Source organism: Alcanivorax sp. DG881, assembly GCF_000155615.1.
Taxonomy (GTDB): domain Bacteria; phylum Pseudomonadota; class Gammaproteobacteria; order Pseudomonadales; family Alcanivoracaceae; genus Alcanivorax.
In genome coordinates this window covers 440,370-455,260 of record NZ_DS989915.1, presented here as the reverse complement: position 1 = coordinate 455,260, position 14,891 = coordinate 440,370, and the positions used below count along the sequence as shown (strand labels likewise).

General features: G+C 60.2%; 12 protein-coding genes. 6 read left to right on the top strand and 6 right to left on the bottom strand.

Features of this window, described 5'->3' with window-relative positions:
* The first annotated feature begins 30 nt into the window (after positions 1-30).
* Both ADG881_RS02035 and ADG881_RS02030 read left to right on the top strand, forming a co-directional pair.
* A complete protein-coding gene (locus ADG881_RS02035) occupies positions 31-1,008 on the top strand; it encodes a hypothetical protein (RefSeq protein WP_198004984.1) in 978 nt (325 codons plus the stop codon).
* A gap of 4 nt (positions 1,009-1,012) precedes the next feature.
* A complete protein-coding gene (locus tag ADG881_RS02030; RefSeq protein ID WP_007148943.1) occupies positions 1,013-1,447 on the top strand; it encodes a MerR family transcriptional regulator in 435 nt (144 codons plus the stop codon).
* A 116-nt stretch (positions 1,448-1,563) separates the two neighbouring features.
* Here ADG881_RS02030 and ADG881_RS02025 read toward each other — a convergent pair whose 3' ends face one another.
* Positions 1,564-3,543: a sodium:proton antiporter gene (locus tag ADG881_RS02025; RefSeq protein ID WP_007149284.1), complete on the bottom strand. Its 1,980-nt coding sequence runs from the start codon at positions 3,541-3,543 to the stop codon at positions 1,564-1,566.
* 462 nt (positions 3,544-4,005) lie between these two features.
* On the opposite strand from ADG881_RS02025, the gene ADG881_RS02020 reads away from it, so the two are divergent.
* The gene (locus tag ADG881_RS02020; RefSeq protein ID WP_039925954.1) at positions 4,006-5,187 is read left to right on the top strand and encodes a multidrug effflux MFS transporter; all 1,182 of its coding nucleotides are present in this window, start codon (positions 4,006-4,008) and stop codon (positions 5,185-5,187) included.
* Here the strand turns inward: ADG881_RS02020 and ADG881_RS02015 are convergent.
* Positions 5,164-7,575, bottom strand: coding sequence for an ABC transporter permease (locus ADG881_RS02015; protein WP_007149873.1), 2,412 nt, complete (start codon positions 7,573-7,575; stop codon positions 5,164-5,166). The genes ADG881_RS02020 and ADG881_RS02015 overlap by 24 nt on opposite strands.
* Complete coding sequence (locus ADG881_RS02010) at positions 7,568-8,245, bottom strand: ABC transporter ATP-binding protein (protein ID WP_039925953.1); 678 nt, start codon at positions 8,243-8,245, stop codon at positions 7,568-7,570. The genes ADG881_RS02015 and ADG881_RS02010 overlap by 8 nt, the downstream gene beginning before the upstream one ends.
* Here ADG881_RS02010 and ADG881_RS02005 point away from each other — a divergent pair.
* Both ADG881_RS02005 and ADG881_RS02000 read left to right on the top strand, forming a co-directional pair.
* Positions 8,244-8,870 carry an arylesterase gene (locus ADG881_RS02005; RefSeq protein ID WP_007150373.1) on the top strand — a complete coding sequence of 209 codons (627 nt, stop codon included), beginning with the start codon at positions 8,244-8,246 and terminating at the stop codon, positions 8,868-8,870. The two genes, ADG881_RS02010 and ADG881_RS02005, sit on opposite strands and share 2 nt — an antisense overlap.
* A 20-nt stretch (positions 8,871-8,890) precedes the next feature.
* Positions 8,891-9,505: a DUF924 family protein gene (locus ADG881_RS02000; protein ID WP_007150108.1), complete on the top strand. Its 615-nt coding sequence runs from the start codon at positions 8,891-8,893 to the stop codon at positions 9,503-9,505.
* Between the two features lie 28 nt (positions 9,506-9,533).
* Here ADG881_RS02000 and ADG881_RS01995 read toward each other — a convergent pair whose 3' ends face one another.
* The 3 genes from ADG881_RS01995 to ADG881_RS01985 form a co-directional block, all read right to left on the bottom strand.
* Positions 9,534-10,007 carry a DUF4442 domain-containing protein gene (locus ADG881_RS01995; protein ID WP_007150861.1) on the bottom strand — a complete coding sequence of 158 codons (474 nt, stop codon included), beginning with the start codon at positions 10,005-10,007 and terminating at the stop codon, positions 9,534-9,536.
* Positions 10,000-12,600 (bottom strand): DUF349 domain-containing protein, encoded by a 2,601-nt coding sequence (locus tag ADG881_RS01990; protein ID WP_007148431.1) that lies wholly within the window; start codon positions 12,598-12,600, stop codon positions 10,000-10,002. Before ADG881_RS01990 ends, ADG881_RS01995 begins: the two co-directional genes overlap by 8 nt.
* A gap of 78 nt (positions 12,601-12,678) precedes the next feature.
* The gene (locus ADG881_RS01985; protein WP_007149130.1) at positions 12,679-13,593 is read right to left on the bottom strand and encodes an acyltransferase; all 915 of its coding nucleotides are present in this window, start codon (positions 13,591-13,593) and stop codon (positions 12,679-12,681) included.
* Between the two features lie 158 nt (positions 13,594-13,751).
* Here ADG881_RS01985 and ADG881_RS01980 point away from each other — a divergent pair, with 158 nt between their 5' ends.
* Positions 13,752-14,852: a hypothetical protein gene (locus tag ADG881_RS01980; RefSeq protein WP_232211668.1), complete on the top strand. Its 1,101-nt coding sequence runs from the start codon at positions 13,752-13,754 to the stop codon at positions 14,850-14,852.
* Positions 14,853-14,891 lie beyond the last annotated feature (39 nt).

Genomic DNA, 14,891 nt, shown 5'->3' with positions numbered 1-14,891 from the left:
TTCCCTCCATTGTCTTCACGGTTTATGTTCATGTTCCGCTGGTGCTCAACGCTGTCTCTGCTTGCCTCTTTGCTGCTGCCTTTGCCTGCGCACAGTGACGATACCAGTAACACCCTGAGCCAATTACGGGCCGATCTCTCGCAGGGCCAACTGGATGTGCTGCTACAGCGCCAGGATATCGTGCCGCTACCGGCGTCGACCATCAAACCCTGGGTACAGGCGCAGCCCATCGACCGTTTTGCGATCACTGGCTTCAATGAAAGCGACAGTCGTTTTGCGGCACGGGTACGGCTGCATTTTCCCGGTGGCGGAATCAGCTTTCTCCGCCTGGAAGGCACCCCGGCTACGCCTTACACCTTGACCGATTGGTACGACTATAGCTCCGGGCTGCGGCTAACGGCGTTGCTGAAAGAAGGGCGCTGGTTGCAGAGTGAGGGTGGCAAGGCGTTTCTGGAGGCACTCGGCGAATCGCCAAACGAGGCTCGGGTGGCCAATTTGGCTGAAGGGCGCTCCGCAGCCCTGACCTTGTGGCTGACCCAGTGCCTGGGCAAACCCTGTGAGCGCATCGCGGCCACCCATCAGCTTGAATCCGAACAGCCGATGATCTGGTTGTTGCGCCGGGCCATCGCCAGTGGCGACACGGATCAGTACCGGCAACAGCATGATGCGTTGCTGGGCGCACTGGGCGATGATGCTTATCTGTGGTGGCTGGAAGGGCAGTACGCGCTGGAATTTCAACAGTGTGGCTGGCTGGCCGCGCCATTGCGTGATGCCTGGCAGCGCCATGAGGATGAGCTGCTGCTGGCTGATGTGGCGCTGCAATGCACACTGAATCACACGCCGGAACAGACCGCTTTTGGTACCGCGCTGACCCGGCAGCTGTCTGTCGCGACCATCATGGATTCTGTAAAGGCGTTTTTTGCCGCCCATAGCCGGCCGGTGCCACAAAGCTGGCAGCTGTGGGGGCAGACCTCTCTATCACCCATCCTGCCCGCTGATCAGGAGTAACCGCATGCGTGTATCGGAACTGGCAAAACAGGGGAATACCACCGCTGAAACCGTTCGCCATTACACGGATATTGGTTTGCTGTCACCGAGGCGTGACAGCCATAACGGATACCGCTATTACGGGGCAGAAGATTTACGGTTGTTGCGCTTCGCCCTGAAAGCACGCTCTTTGGGATTCACGTTGGGCGACATCCAGTCCCTGACCCAGGCATCCCGTGAAGGGGAAACGCCTTGCGGCCAGGTCCGCACCTTGATTGAAAACCGGTTAACGCAGGTAGAGGCCCGCATTGCCGAGCTGCAGGCGTTGAGCACGCGTATGCGTGATGCGATGAATGAATGGCAGGGCGCGCCTGATTGCCGACTGGATGATGGCCGGGTATGCGGCCTGATTGATTCGTTTGTGGGTGATGATGCCGAGCAACAGCGCAACACAGGCTGAGCCTTGCCGCCTGTCTGGAAACGCCTGATCCCGTTGAGGCGCGAGTGGTAGAAAGAGTCGCAAGCACGCGCCTGTCGCCGCTCTTTTTGGCGACAGGCACACGCTTGCAAAGGGCGTTATGCGCTTGGCGTTTTCTGTGGGTTTCCTTTCTCTTTCCCCGTGGTGGCTGACCCGGACTTGTCCTTGTTGGATTTGTCGTCAGCTTTCCCGGCTTTTCCTTCGGCTTTGCTGTCCGCTTTGTTTTCCGCGGCGGTCTTCTCGGCAGCGGCTTCTGCACGGGCTTCGGCTTTCTTTTCTTCCTTGCCGGCGTCTTCTTTCACCAGCCCAAGAATATGCCAGCCGGCCTTGGGATCGGGCTGTTCTTCTGCGGAGAACACATGGATGCGCTCGCGGGCATCAATAGCAAATAGCGGCCAGACCTGGCGCCCCGGCGCTTCCTTGTAGGCTTGGAAACTGAACTCTTCGGTGAGGCGTGTTTTACGGATTTCCGCCCCCTGGCTGAGCAGGCTGGCCAGCCGTGCATAGGTCATATCCGGCGCAAACAGGGTGGCACCACGGTGCTCCGGCGCCACTTCATGCTTCACTTCCTTTTCCGTCTTCTGGGTGGGCAGGCTGAAAATGTTCTGCTCCCCGAATTCCAGCCGATAGCGCATGGTCGCCATGGTATTAAGTTCACGGCGGGGGCTGAGGCCCAACAACTTGCCATAGCCCACCAGATCCAGATATTGATCCGCATGCTGTGATACCGGGTTGCCGTAGAACGTCCCCAGCCCCTCCATCCGGGCAGAGCGAATGGATTCCCAGCTGGAATCGGTGACGACCACCGGGTATTGGTTTTTCTGCAAGGCCGCACCAATGGCCCGGGCCACCGGGTTGGCGCCAATGATCAGGAAGCCACGTGCGGCAGGTTCCGCCACTTTCAGCAGGCGGGCTAGAGGCCGAGCCGTGAGGCTCTGCAACGCTACCGTGCCGATAATCACCATAAAGGTGAGCGGCACCAGTTTTTCTGCTCCGGGCACACCGTTTTGCTGCAAGCGTTCGGCAAACAGGGCGGAGATTGCCGCGGCAACAATACCGCGCGGAGCAATCCAGGCGAGCAGGGACTTCTCTCGCCAGTTTAGCGATGAGCCCAATGTGGATACCCAAACCGACAGGGGGCGCGCCACGAACTGGATGATCGCCAGTACCGCCAGAGCGGTGAGCCCAAGCTGACTCAGTTCACTCATTTCCAGCCGGGCTGCCAGCACGATAAAGAGGCCGGAAATCAGCATGACGGACAGGTTCTCCTTGAAGTGGAGAATGTCGTCGGTACGCACGCCTTTGCGGTTGGCGAGCACGATACCCGTGACGGTAACCGCAACCAGCCCGGATTCCTCACTCAGGCCGTTGGCCAGAACGAATTCACCGATGATCGATGACAGCACCAGAAAACTGCGCAGATATTCGGGGATCAGGTGGCGACGTAACAGCTCAGCAAGCCCGAACGCCACCACAGCACCAATTGCGGCGCCCACACCAATGGTCTGAATGAACAGCCAGAGCGTATGAAGCACCGCACCATCCTGACCGCTCGCCACCACCAGCTCGTAGGCCAGTACCGCGAAAATCGCCCCCAGCGGGTCGATCACGATCCCTTCCCAGCGCAGCAGTCGCGCCACGCTGCTTACCGGTCGCACGCTGCGCAACAGGGGAACAATTACGGTAGGGCCGGTCACCACCACCAGGGCACCGAACAGCAAAGCCAGCCCGAGCGGCAGCTTCAGCACCCACCAGGCGGAAACCGTCACGATACTCCAGGTCACCAGGGCGCCCCAGGTGACCAGCCGGCGCACCGTTTTTTCCAGCCCACGAATTTCATCGAAGCGCAGGGTCATCGCGCCTTCGAACAGGATAATGGATACCGCCAGAGAGACACCGGGAAGCAGCAGGTCGCCGAACAACTCCTTGGGTTGCAGTACGTCGAAAAACGGGCCAAGGGCAAGGCCGGTAAGCAGCAACGGCAAAATGGCGGGGAGCTTGATTCTCCAGGATAGCCACTGGCAGGCGAACGCAACCACGGTGATGATGGCTAACTGGAAAGGGACGCTTAAATCCATGAAGTTCCTAGGTGATGAAACGAAATCCACATCTGGCGAGCGCTTATCCATGGGCCGGCGAGACGGGGTATTGACGGTGCCAACAGGGCAGGCGCATATCGCTGCCGGCCATGCTGCCACGAGGTAAGCCGCATTATGCATGATTGCCGGTGTCGGTAAACGTGTATTCCGGCACGGTGCGTCGGGCGGGCTACCTGCTGAGCCGGGTAATAGTCACAGCCCACCAGCTGCGCCGCAACTCGTTTTTTCGGCTTTTCATTCAAAGAAAATGAATTGGATTCATAAAGTAACTGAAAGGGGCTGGGCATTGCGGTACCATTCCGGGCGATTGCGCTCCTGGGGGTGTAATTCCCCGGCATCGTTGATGCTGCCCTGGGGCCCCCAGCCACCCTGTGCATCATTCCCAATCCGGTCGCGCGAGGTGAGACAACCTGCACTCGCGGACCAGCACCAGGATCTTCCATGCAAAATCTGTCTCCCGGCCGTTTGGCATTGCTGCTCGCCACGCTGGTGGCATTGGGGCCGCTAGCCATCGATACCTACCTTCCCGCCTTGTTGGCCATGTCCGGCCATTTCTCCGTTGAAATCCATGCGGTTGAAGTGTCGGTGAGTGTCTATGTGCTGGGGGTGGCGGCAGGCCAATGGCTGGGCGGGCCACTGTCAGACCAGTTCGGGCGCAAGCCGGTGGCCTATGTGGGCCTGACCCTGTTTATCCTCGGCTGCCTGAGCATCCCGTTGTCTTCGACTATCGATATGCTCTACATGCTGCGGTTTTTGCAGGCCCTGGGCGGGGGCGCCACGGTGGTTATCGCGGCGGCATCGGTGCGGGACCACTTTACCGGCAAGGAAGCCGCCAGGGTGATGACCACCATTGGCCTGGTGATGCTGGTGGCGCCTCTGGTTGCGCCGGCAGTCGGTGCACTGCTGCTCAAGCTGTTTGGCTGGCAAAGCATTTTCTACATGCTGGCGATGTACGGGTTCATGCTGTTCGGTATTGTGCGTTTTTTGCTGCCCACCGTGGCGGTGAAACCGAGTAGCGAACCGCTGCGCCAGCGCATGTTCCTGGCCTACGGCCGGGTGCTGCGAAACCGTCAGGCCATGGGGTTTATTCTGGCTAACGCCCTGGCATTTGCCGCCATGTTCACCTTTATTACCGATGCGGCGTTTCTCTACATGGAATACTTCGGTATCAGCCCGGAACAGTTCCCGCTGTATTTCGGCGCCAACGTGGTGACTATGCTGGGCATGAACCGTTTGAACGTCTTGCTGCTGCGCCGGTATTCCAGTGCCGCGATCATGCAGGTGGCGCTGACGCTGCAGGTGATGGCCTGCGCGGCCATGCTGGGACTGACCCTCGCCGGGATGCTGACCCTGTGGCGGGTAGTGCCGCTGATCATGATCGCGGCGGGCATGGTGGCGCTGATCATGCCCAATGGCATCGCCAGCTTTCTCAACCTGTTTGATCGGGACAGCGGTGCCGCCACCGGCCTGAACGGGGCGTTGCAGTTCCTGCTGGCGGGGCTGATCGGGACCGTGTTGGGCATGCTCCACGACGGCAGCACGCTGCCCATGACGGGTTTGATGGCCGCCAGCAGCGTGGCGGCCTGGGTGGCATTTTCCCTATTGGCTCGCCGACAGGCCTGAGCCTTTCGGCATCAACGGTGGCGCCAACAGGGCGGCCACCGTGACCAGTCCGGCCACGGCCCACGGCAGTAACAGCCAGCCGCTCAATGGCAACTGACTGTCGAACAGGCGCGCCCCAAGCGGGATCAGCGCTGCCAGATGGATCAGATTGGCCAGCAGTGCGGCTCCGCCGAACAGATAGAACGCCTGCAAGGCCGCGGTTTTGCGCAGCAAGGCACGGCGCCCGCCGATAACGATCAGCAAGCGGTTGTCTCGGCGCAGGGCGTCGGTCATGGCCAGCAGCGCGGCCATCAGCACCAGCAGGGCCGCGAGTAATAACAGGACACCGACCACAAAGGCCGCTCGGCTCGCCTGGGCGATAATGTCCTGCAGCGTGGCCAGGATGGCGTTCACGTCCAGCAGGCTGATTTGCGGAAATTGTTGCACCAGTTCGCCCAGCTCGGCCTGCTGGTTTTCGGGCAGGAAAAAGCTGGTGATCCAGGTCCGCCCCTGGCTCTTCAGGGTGTCGGGGGAGAAGATAAAATAAAAATTGGGAGCAAAGCTTTCCCAGTCCACCTCTCGCAATCCGACCACGGTGGCACTGATTGCCGGGCCAGCACCGGTGAAGGTAAGCGAGTCCCCAAGCTTGAGTCCCAGCGAGTCCGCCAGTTTGCTTTCCACAGTAACTTCCTGAGGGCCGCTGGCCCAGCGACCCTCGGTGAGGATGTTGCTGTCCGGCAGGGCATCCGCTTCGGTGAGAGACAGGTCCCGGTTCAGGGCGCGCTCCGCTCGGTCTTCTTCCTTGGTAACGGCGCTGCGCACGGGTTCGTCGTTAATCGCGGTGAGCCGGGCCCGGACCACCGGATAGAGCGGTTGCGACTCGCTATTGTGTGCAGCAAGCCAGTCGTTGAAGGCGTCCAGATCCTGATCAAAAAGATTGATCACAAAATAGTTGGGCGCTTGTTCCGGGAGTGTTGCCCGCCAGTCGCCCAGCAACTCCCGGCCGGTTTGCACCGACAGGGAAAGCACCGTCAGGGAAATGATCAGCGCCGCCAACAAGGGCAGGGTGGTTGCCTTGCGGCGACTCAGGCGGCGCAGGGCCAGCCGGGCAGGGAGGCTCAGGCGCGTACTGAAACGATCCAGCAGCTGCACCAGCGGCCACAAAATCATCGGCAGCCCCAGGGAGACCGCCAGGGTGAGCAGCAATAGCGGCCACAGCGCGGCCAGTGAGCCGGTCATGATGGCGGCCAGGGGAATAGGGGTAATAATGGCGATGAGCAAAACCCGCCGCCCCAGCCGGGTCGGCGCTTCACGCCCACTGAGTAGTGCGGTGGCGGGCAGCGACAGGCTGACCCACAGCGTGGGTGCGGCAAAGCCCAGCCAGAGCAGAATCGGCCCCGCTAGCCCCCAGATCATCGGCGCCAGGAATAGCTGTTCCGCACCGAGCAGCGCGGAGAGTTGCCAGCCCACCAACACCGCAAGCGCAACACCGGCAACAATCGGCAATAACAGCGCAAGCACATCACCACCCAGCAATCGCCTGACGATCTGTTGCTGCCGGGCGCCCACGGTTTTCATCACGGCACATAATGTTTGCTGTTGCCGTGCACGATGGCTGGCGGTGAGGTAAATGGCTGCGGCGCACAGTAGCACGACCAGCATGACTGCCAATTGCGACCACAGGAACATTTGCTCCACCGGGCCACGGCTACGCAAGTCGGTGGTGGCGACGGTTTCGATGGACTGGTCCGGACGCAGGGTGGCGCCAAGCAGTTCATCCAGATGGCTGCGCTGCTCTGCATTCGCGGCGACCATAAGGTGGTGCCGATAGCGGCTCCCTGGGCCAAGGACGCCAGTGCTCTCCAGGTCAGAGAGATGAATAAGGGCGCGGGGATTCATGCTGTAGAAACCCGCCTGCTGGTCCGGCTCCTGCACCAGCACCTTGTCGATCAGCAAGCTACGCTCCCCGAGCGTGATGAATTCGCCGGTTTTCAGACCCAGCCGGTCCAGCGCCTGACCGGCCAGCCAGACCGTTCCCGATGCGGGGCCATGGTCCACGGCGTAAGGGTCGCTGAAACGGGAGTCGCTGACCGATAGCTCACCATAAAGCGGGTAGCCGCCGGACAACGCACGAATGCTGGCCAGCAAAAACTGGTCTTCATTGATCAGCACGCTGGCAAAGCTGGCTGCCTCGGCATGGGATAAATCGGCAACGGCCTGTTGCTGAGCGGCTTCCGGGAAGCGGGTGCCTTCCAGAATCCAGTCAGCCCCCAAGGCCACGGCGGTGCGTTGATTAAATCGCTGGTCCACGCTGTCACGCAGAATCAGCATGGCAGTCATGGCAAAGGCAGCCACCAGCAAGGCCAGGGCCTGAACCCGAAACGCGGGGGATCGCCAGGGTTTAAACACTGAGGCGGCCCTCCGTCAGAGAGACGGAGCGCTGACAGCGACCGGCCAGCTGCGGGTCATGGGTGACCAGCACCAGCGCGGTTTTTTGCTCCGCGTTCAGCGAGAACAGCAGGTCGGCCACGTGTTCACCGTTAGCGAAATCCAGGCTGCCGGTGGGCTCATCAGCAAACAGCAGGGCGGGTGACACCACAAAGGCCCGCGCAAGGGCAACGCGCTGCTGCTCGCCACCGGACAGCTGTGCCGGGAAGTGATGCTGTCGACGCCCCAGGCCCACCTGTTCCAGCCAGTGCATGGCCTGCTCCCGGCGCTTCTCCCGGTTGAGAATTTCCAGCGGCAGCATGACATTTTCCAGGGCGGTGAGATCGTTGATCAGCTGGAAGTGCTGAAACACAAAGCCGCACTGTTCGCCGCGCAACCGCGCCCGTTCATCTTCATTGGCCTGGCTGAACGAAGCCCCATTCAGCTTCACGTCGCCGGCGGTGGGCACATCAAGACCGGCCAGCAGTGACAACAAGGTGGATTTGCCGGAACCGGAGGGGCCGGTAATGGCCAGGCTGTCACCGGCATTCACTTCAAGCGTGATATCCTGCAGCAAATCGAGCCCACCCTCCGGGCCTTGAACGCGCTTACTGACATTGTGGGCAAGCAAAACGGGAGACGCTGTATTCATGGCAAGATATCTTCTACTGGTTCAATTGTTGTGCCTGACGGTATCGGTTCACGCCAGCGGTGTGCTGATACTGGGCGATAGTATCAGTGCTGCCTACGGCATTGAAAAGTCAGCCGGCTGGGTTGCACTTATGGACCAGCAGTTGCAAGAAAGGTGCCCGGATTATCCCGTCATCAATGCATCGGTTAGCGGTGAAACCACCGCTGGCGGCAAAACACGTTTGCCGGCGCTGTTGTCACGCCATCAGCCGGAGCTGGTGGTCATCGAACTTGGCGGCAACGATGGTTTGCGCGGCCTCTCGCCCATGGCCATGGCCAGCAATCTGAAGCAAATGGTCATGCTGTCCCGGGAAGCGGGGGCCACCACGGTGCTGCTGGGCATGCGCATTCCACCCAATTACGGTCAGCAGTACACGGCCTTGTTCGAGCAACAATTTCGTGACGTTGCGCAATCCACATCCGCCCCCTGGGTGCCGTTTTTTCTGGATGGCGTGATTGAGCAAGGCTGGGTGCAGGATGACGGCATTCACCCCACCATTGATGCCCAGCCGCTGTTGCTGGATACCGCCTTGTCAGTGATAGAGCCGCAACTGCCGGAGCGCTGTGAGGCCAAGGGCGATCAGTAAATAAAACCGAGTGAAAGTCGATGTTTGATTTAGGCCCGTCGTGGCAGGAAATACTGGATTACTGGTTTAAGGATGGCATGGCGCAGGGTTGGCCATCGGACAATATGGCCAAGCGGTGGTTTGCGGCTACGGCTGGAGACGACGCGGACATTGAGCATCGCTTCGGTGTGCTGGTGGATGCGGCGCTGCAACAGGAGCTGGTGGATTGGGAGAGAACCCCCCAGGGTCGGCTGGCGTTGATACTGTTGCTGGACCAGTTCACTCGCAACATCTACCGCGGACAGGCGCAGGCTTTCAGTGGCGATCACCGAGCGGCTACGTTGGCCATCGAAGGGCTGTCACGGCAGATGCACAGCAAGCTGCCGCTATGCGGGCAGGTTTTCTTTGTGATGCCGTTAATGCATGCCGAAGACGAGGATTTGCAGCAGCAATGTCTGTCTGCACTGGAAGTGATCAAAGCCGAGGCACCGGACGCATTGGCCGGTCATGTGGACAGCTCTCTGAAATCTGCGCGGGAACACCTGCAGATCATTCAGCAATTCGGTCGCTTCCCTCATCGCAATCGCGCACTGGGTCGGGACAGCACCGCGGAAGAGCTTCGTTTCCTGGAAAACAGCTCCGGGTTCGGGCAGTAATGAAGCCAGTTTTGCGCTAGAGAGGGCGCTACGTGGGCTTGCGGCGGATGTAGAGCGTCTTGTTGACCACCGCAACGCGGTTGCCATCGCCATCCACGATGTCGACTGGCCAGCACGGCAGGTATTTTTCACCCCCATCGGTATTCGTGCGGATGTCGTCGATCATGGCATCGGTGAGCTGAAAATGGGCGAAGACCCGGCCCTTGCCGGGGCGGACAAATTCGATATCCGCCGCCTTGTCCCACACCACGTAGTCGCGACCGAGAACGGTCATCACCATCAGCATGTAGAACGGGTCCACCATGGAATAGAGGCTGCCACCGAAATGGGTGCCTACATAGTTCCGGTTGTACCAGTGCAGCCCCATGGAGACATTCAGTTCGCGAAAGTCTTCTGCCAGATAGTCCACGCGAACACCGGCGCCCAGATAGGGCCCGTACAGGTTCAGGAACCATTGCAGGCCTTTCGGCGAGCGCGTAAAGCGCGAGAGCAGATTACGCATTGCCGGGCTCTAGAACCGCGATGGCGCTGTCCAGTCGCGCTTTGACCGCGGCGGACACGGGGGTTGGGTGCTGTTTGAGAAGCCGCTGCATTTCTTCACGGGCATCAAACTGCTGCTGCTTCATGGCACTGGGGAGTTGCTCTAGCTGCCATTGCAGGCGGCGCTGGCGCTCCGGTTCCGGGCTGGGCACGCCGGCGAGGGCTTCAAAGGCCACGGCCAGGGTCAGGGCGGCGTCAGCATTTGTGTCACTGTCTGGCTCGTCTGGCGATCCGGCACTTTCTGGCAGGGCAGCAACCGCGTCACGGAGCTGCTGCCACTGTTGCCAGCGACTGAGTTGTTGGAGCCGCTCGCTGGCACGCCGCTTCAGCTGCTGCGCTTTGCGAGCCAGCGGCTGGGGCTGATTGCCATCCAGGTGTTCGTCCACTGTAGCTGCTGCATTGCGCAGGCTGTTAGCCGTGTCATCGCTGAACGGCTGCGCCAGAGACGCCTCCAGCGCCTCAATGTGTGTCGCTAGCCTCTGGCTGGCTTCAGCCTGCTGCTCGCGCCGGGCAGCGATATCCCGATTGCGGGCATCGAACAGCGCATCCATGGTTTTGCGGAACGGTTTCTGAAGCGCACGGTGCTGACCCGGCGGCAGCCAGGCGGATTGCCGCCAGCGCTTCTGGATCGCCTGTGCTTCGCGTGTGGCGTGCTGGGCATCGTCCAGTTCCGTTAGGGCACGGGCCTGGTCCAGCAATTGCTGGCGCTCGCTCTCGGCTTTTTCAATATAACCATTCAATTGTTCGTCGAGCTGGGTGAGCAGGGATGAGAAGTGTTTCTGCACATCCCGCCCGTCGGTGAACCGGATCGGGTGCAGGGCTTTCCAGTCTTTCGGGGCCTGTTGACGAATTTGCCAGACACCGTGCCAGTCAGCCGTTTCCCAGTTTTGGGCGGCGATAAAGCCTTCCAGTTGCTGGCACAGCGCCCGGCGCTTTTCCAGGTTGCGGGCCTTGATGGCGTCCAGTTCGGCAAAGTGTGCATGGCAAGGCTCATAGGCCTGATCGGAAGCCTCCTTGAAGCGTGCCCATAGAGCCTGATCCTCGCCCTGGTCCGAACTCATCAGGGCGCGCCATTCGTCATGGAGCGCCTGGATGGCCGTGGCCAATTCCGGCGCGTCCATGCTGGTGTCCTTAAGCGCCTCCATGCTTTCGCACAACGCCACTTTTTTGGGCTCCGCAGCAAAACGGTGCCAGTCCTGCAGTTCAGCGCGGCGCGGCGCAAGCTTGGCCAGTTCGGCGTCGAGGAGGGCATCACCGTCGCTCTCGATGATGGATTGAGCCTTGTGCCAAAGGCGATTGGCATGGCGCAGATTGCCCTGGCGCAGCTCTCGCTTCAGGGCAACCAGTAGCCCCCGATGGGGTTGGGCAGGTTGTGACGGTCGGGTTTCTTTGGTCGTGTTTGCATCAACGGCTTCTGCCTTTTGGCTACGTAGCGCCAACAACGCCGAGGGGGGCTGATATTCGTCGGGCCAGCGCTCGGCCAGCTCGGCGAGCACGTCCGGTGACTCTGCCGCATTGATATCGGCCGCCAGGGCCAGCAGCTGCTCAAAGGCTGTTACCAGGTCGCTGAAAGCCAGTCGGTCTTCATCCAAGGCCTGCGACTGCTCATCGGCGCTATCCCAGCGGCGGCGTTGGGTGGCCAGGGCGGAGCGCATTTCACCCAGCTGATGATCCCAGGTTTCCGGTGTCGCCTGACTCAAAAGCTGATACAGGCTGTGCGCTGCTGCTTCTCGTTCGGCTTTTGCGGTTTCTGCCAATGCTTGCTGCCGTGTCTGTTCCTGCAACTCGGTCAGCTGATTGCGGCACTGGTGAAGTGCTTGCTGCACACGGGAGGCCAGATCCGGTGTTGCCTGGCGTGTCAGTTGTTGCCACTGCTGCTCCAGCTGCTCCAGCTGCGGGCCGTACAGAGCGTCCACGCGGCGGCGCGCGTGCTGTTCGAGGCGGTCCGCGAGATGGTAGACCTTGGCGGTTTCCTGTTCATTCTGTTGCTGCTGTTGCTGTAGCGCTCGGGCCTGGTCACGTGCCAGGCGGGTGACGCGCTTGTCGCGACCTTCCTTTCCTAAACGCTTCAGCAGGGAAAGGGAGGTGATATTTTGTACCGAGGCGACACGCAGCGCTTCAGTGGGGGCATCCAGTGCCAGCTGATAAAGCACGCCCTCATCCTTGAGACGCTCAATGGCGGCCATGCGGCTGTGCATATCCGGGCTGTGGCTGGCCACATGGGCAAGTGCGTTTTCGTTACCCGTGAGTCGAATCAGGCGCAGGCGGGTGTCGCTATTGGGAGCGTCATCGGTGGTGCCGGCCAGCAGGGCCATGATGCGCATGGAGGCGGCTTCGCGAACGGAGGGTGCTTCATCGCGCTGGTGGACTTCGTCCAGCGCAGCAAAGTCGGTGAGGCGCCCGGTGGCAGCGGCGCGTACCAACGCGCTGGCATCCCCCCGCGCCAGCTGATTCAGCAGGGTCGCGTCCTCACAGAGATCCAGTTGCTCAACGGCTTTGAGGCGAATATCGGGGTTGGCGTGTTGCCAGCGGGGTTTCAGGAATCGGCCAAACATAACAAGGTTCCAAATGCGTCCGCACGCAACACGACTCACGCCTGCATGCGGGTGAACGAAACCCGGGTGGCAGTAAAGTTAGCGTGTGCCGTGCTGCGTGTTGCGTGTTGCGTTCTTTTTGTCGAGTAATGCGTCCTTGTCTGCCCAGAGTTCGCCAATCCATTGCTGAAAACGGGCGCGGAACTCCGCGTCGTCTTCGTAGTTGCCCTCTGAGGCCCAGGCCGGAATAACACGTTGCTGCACAACGATTTCCACCTCGTCCATGGCACCACCAAGAAAGGCCATCAGTGAGCGAGGTGTGCCCGGGGGATAGATAATGGTCACATCAAGCAGATTTCGCAAATGCCCGGACATGGCATTCAGGGTAAAGGCGGCACCACCAGCCTTGGGTTTCAGCAGATGCTTATACGGTGAGCCTTGTTTGGCGTGCTTTTGCGCGTCAAAGCGGGTGCCTTCAAAGAAATTCATCACAGAGGTCGGAAAGTAGGCAAATTTCTCACAGGCCTTGCGGGTGGTTTCCAGATCCTTGCCCTTCAGCGAAGGGGTCTTTTCCAGTTCGGCCTTGGTGTAGCGCTTCATGAAGGGGAAATCCAGCGCCCACCAGGCCAGCCCCAGCAGCGGCACCTTGATCAGCTCCTGTTTCAGGAAAAACTTGAGGAACGGGATGCGGCGGTTGGAGATGCGCTGCAGCACCAGAATGTCTGCCCAGGATTGGTGATTGCAGGTCACCAGGTACCATTGGTCTTTGCTCAGTGTGTCCATGCCGCTGATGCGCCATTTGATCTGGCTGGTCAGGGCAATGATGGCGTTGTTATTGCCAATCCAGGTTTCCGCAATGACGACCAGGATTCGGGACAGAACGACTTGCGCCTTCTCAAATCGGAGCACCAGCCGCAGCAGGGCGAAGGCGTAAAGCGGCAGACAGAGGAGCAGGGTGTTGATCAGCATGCCTAGCAGGGCGAGGGCGCCCCGGATCTTGTGCCAAATGGTCATAGCGCGATTCGTTCAGTCAACGTAAACGGGCATGCTACCCAAAGGTAAACGCCTTGTCCCGTGTCCGTTTCGGTCAGATTGCCGTTTATCATTGCAGGATTCCGCAAATGATTTCATGCCGTTATGCTGCAGGGATGCACACTGTGGAACGATGTTTGTTGGGCTTATTACTTGTGTGTTCGGTATCCGGACTGCTGCTGCCGGGTTACGCCCGGAGCGCCCCGCAAACGCCCAGTGAAAATGACCGGGCGCCCAGTGCGACGGTTTCCGGTGAGCAAGCGGCGACCGCCACGGATCACGCCGTCGACACAGAGCTTGAAGGGCCGCCCAGGCCGTTTCATCCCAACCCCTGTGGACATCTTTCCGGTGAGGCCGGGTGGGTGGACAGGACCCATGACTGGATGTCCCGGACCGTGTGTGGCCCCACCCGCTGGGTCGATGGCTTCTTCATCGGCCCCAATGAGATTGATACAGAACAACCCGGCACCCAGCTTCGCATTATCGGCGCCAGCCGTTGGCAGGATAACGACGACGATGGCAGCGAGGTAAAGGTGCGCGCCAGAGTCGAGCTGCCTAACGCACAGGAACGGCTGAGCCTGCTTTTTCAGAATGACGATGATGTTGATGATGAGCTGCGTAATGATCTGGATAGTCGCCCGGAAGATGTGGGCAATGATTCCGGTGGTTTCCGCACCGCCTTACGCTGGGTGACCAAAATGCCAGACCGCATGAATCTGGATCTGGATGCCGGGGTGCGCTCTGAGTTCACGACCTTTCTGCGGGCCCGCTATCGCTGGTATACGCCCTTGCCGGGAGGCAAAAGCTATTTCCGGTTTACCCAGAAAGGCTATTGGGAGGACCCGGAAGGGTTTGGCATCAACTCCCTGTTCGAGCTGGATCGCCCGCTGACACAGCTCTCGACCATCCGTTTCAGCAGTGAATACGAGCTGACCGAAGAGAATAACGCGCTGAACCGGGATTGGTATTTCAATCAGACGGTCAGCCTTTATACCCGCCTGGGCAAGCAATCCGGGATAGGCTATTCGGTGGGCTTTGACGGCTTTACCGACCCTGTTGCAGCCATCGAAACCTGGCGAACCAGTGTGCGTTTTCGGCGCAGCGTCTGGCGCCCCTGGTTTTTTTATGAAATCGAACCCTATGTGTTCTGGCCTCGTTCACTGGGCTACGAGGGCATTACCGGGATTGTGCTGAGGCTGGAGGTTCAGGCAGGTTTGCCCGTGTGGGAGTATCCGGAATAGAGGAAGGCGGAAGCGGGGAGAGGGGTGGCGACCCGGGTC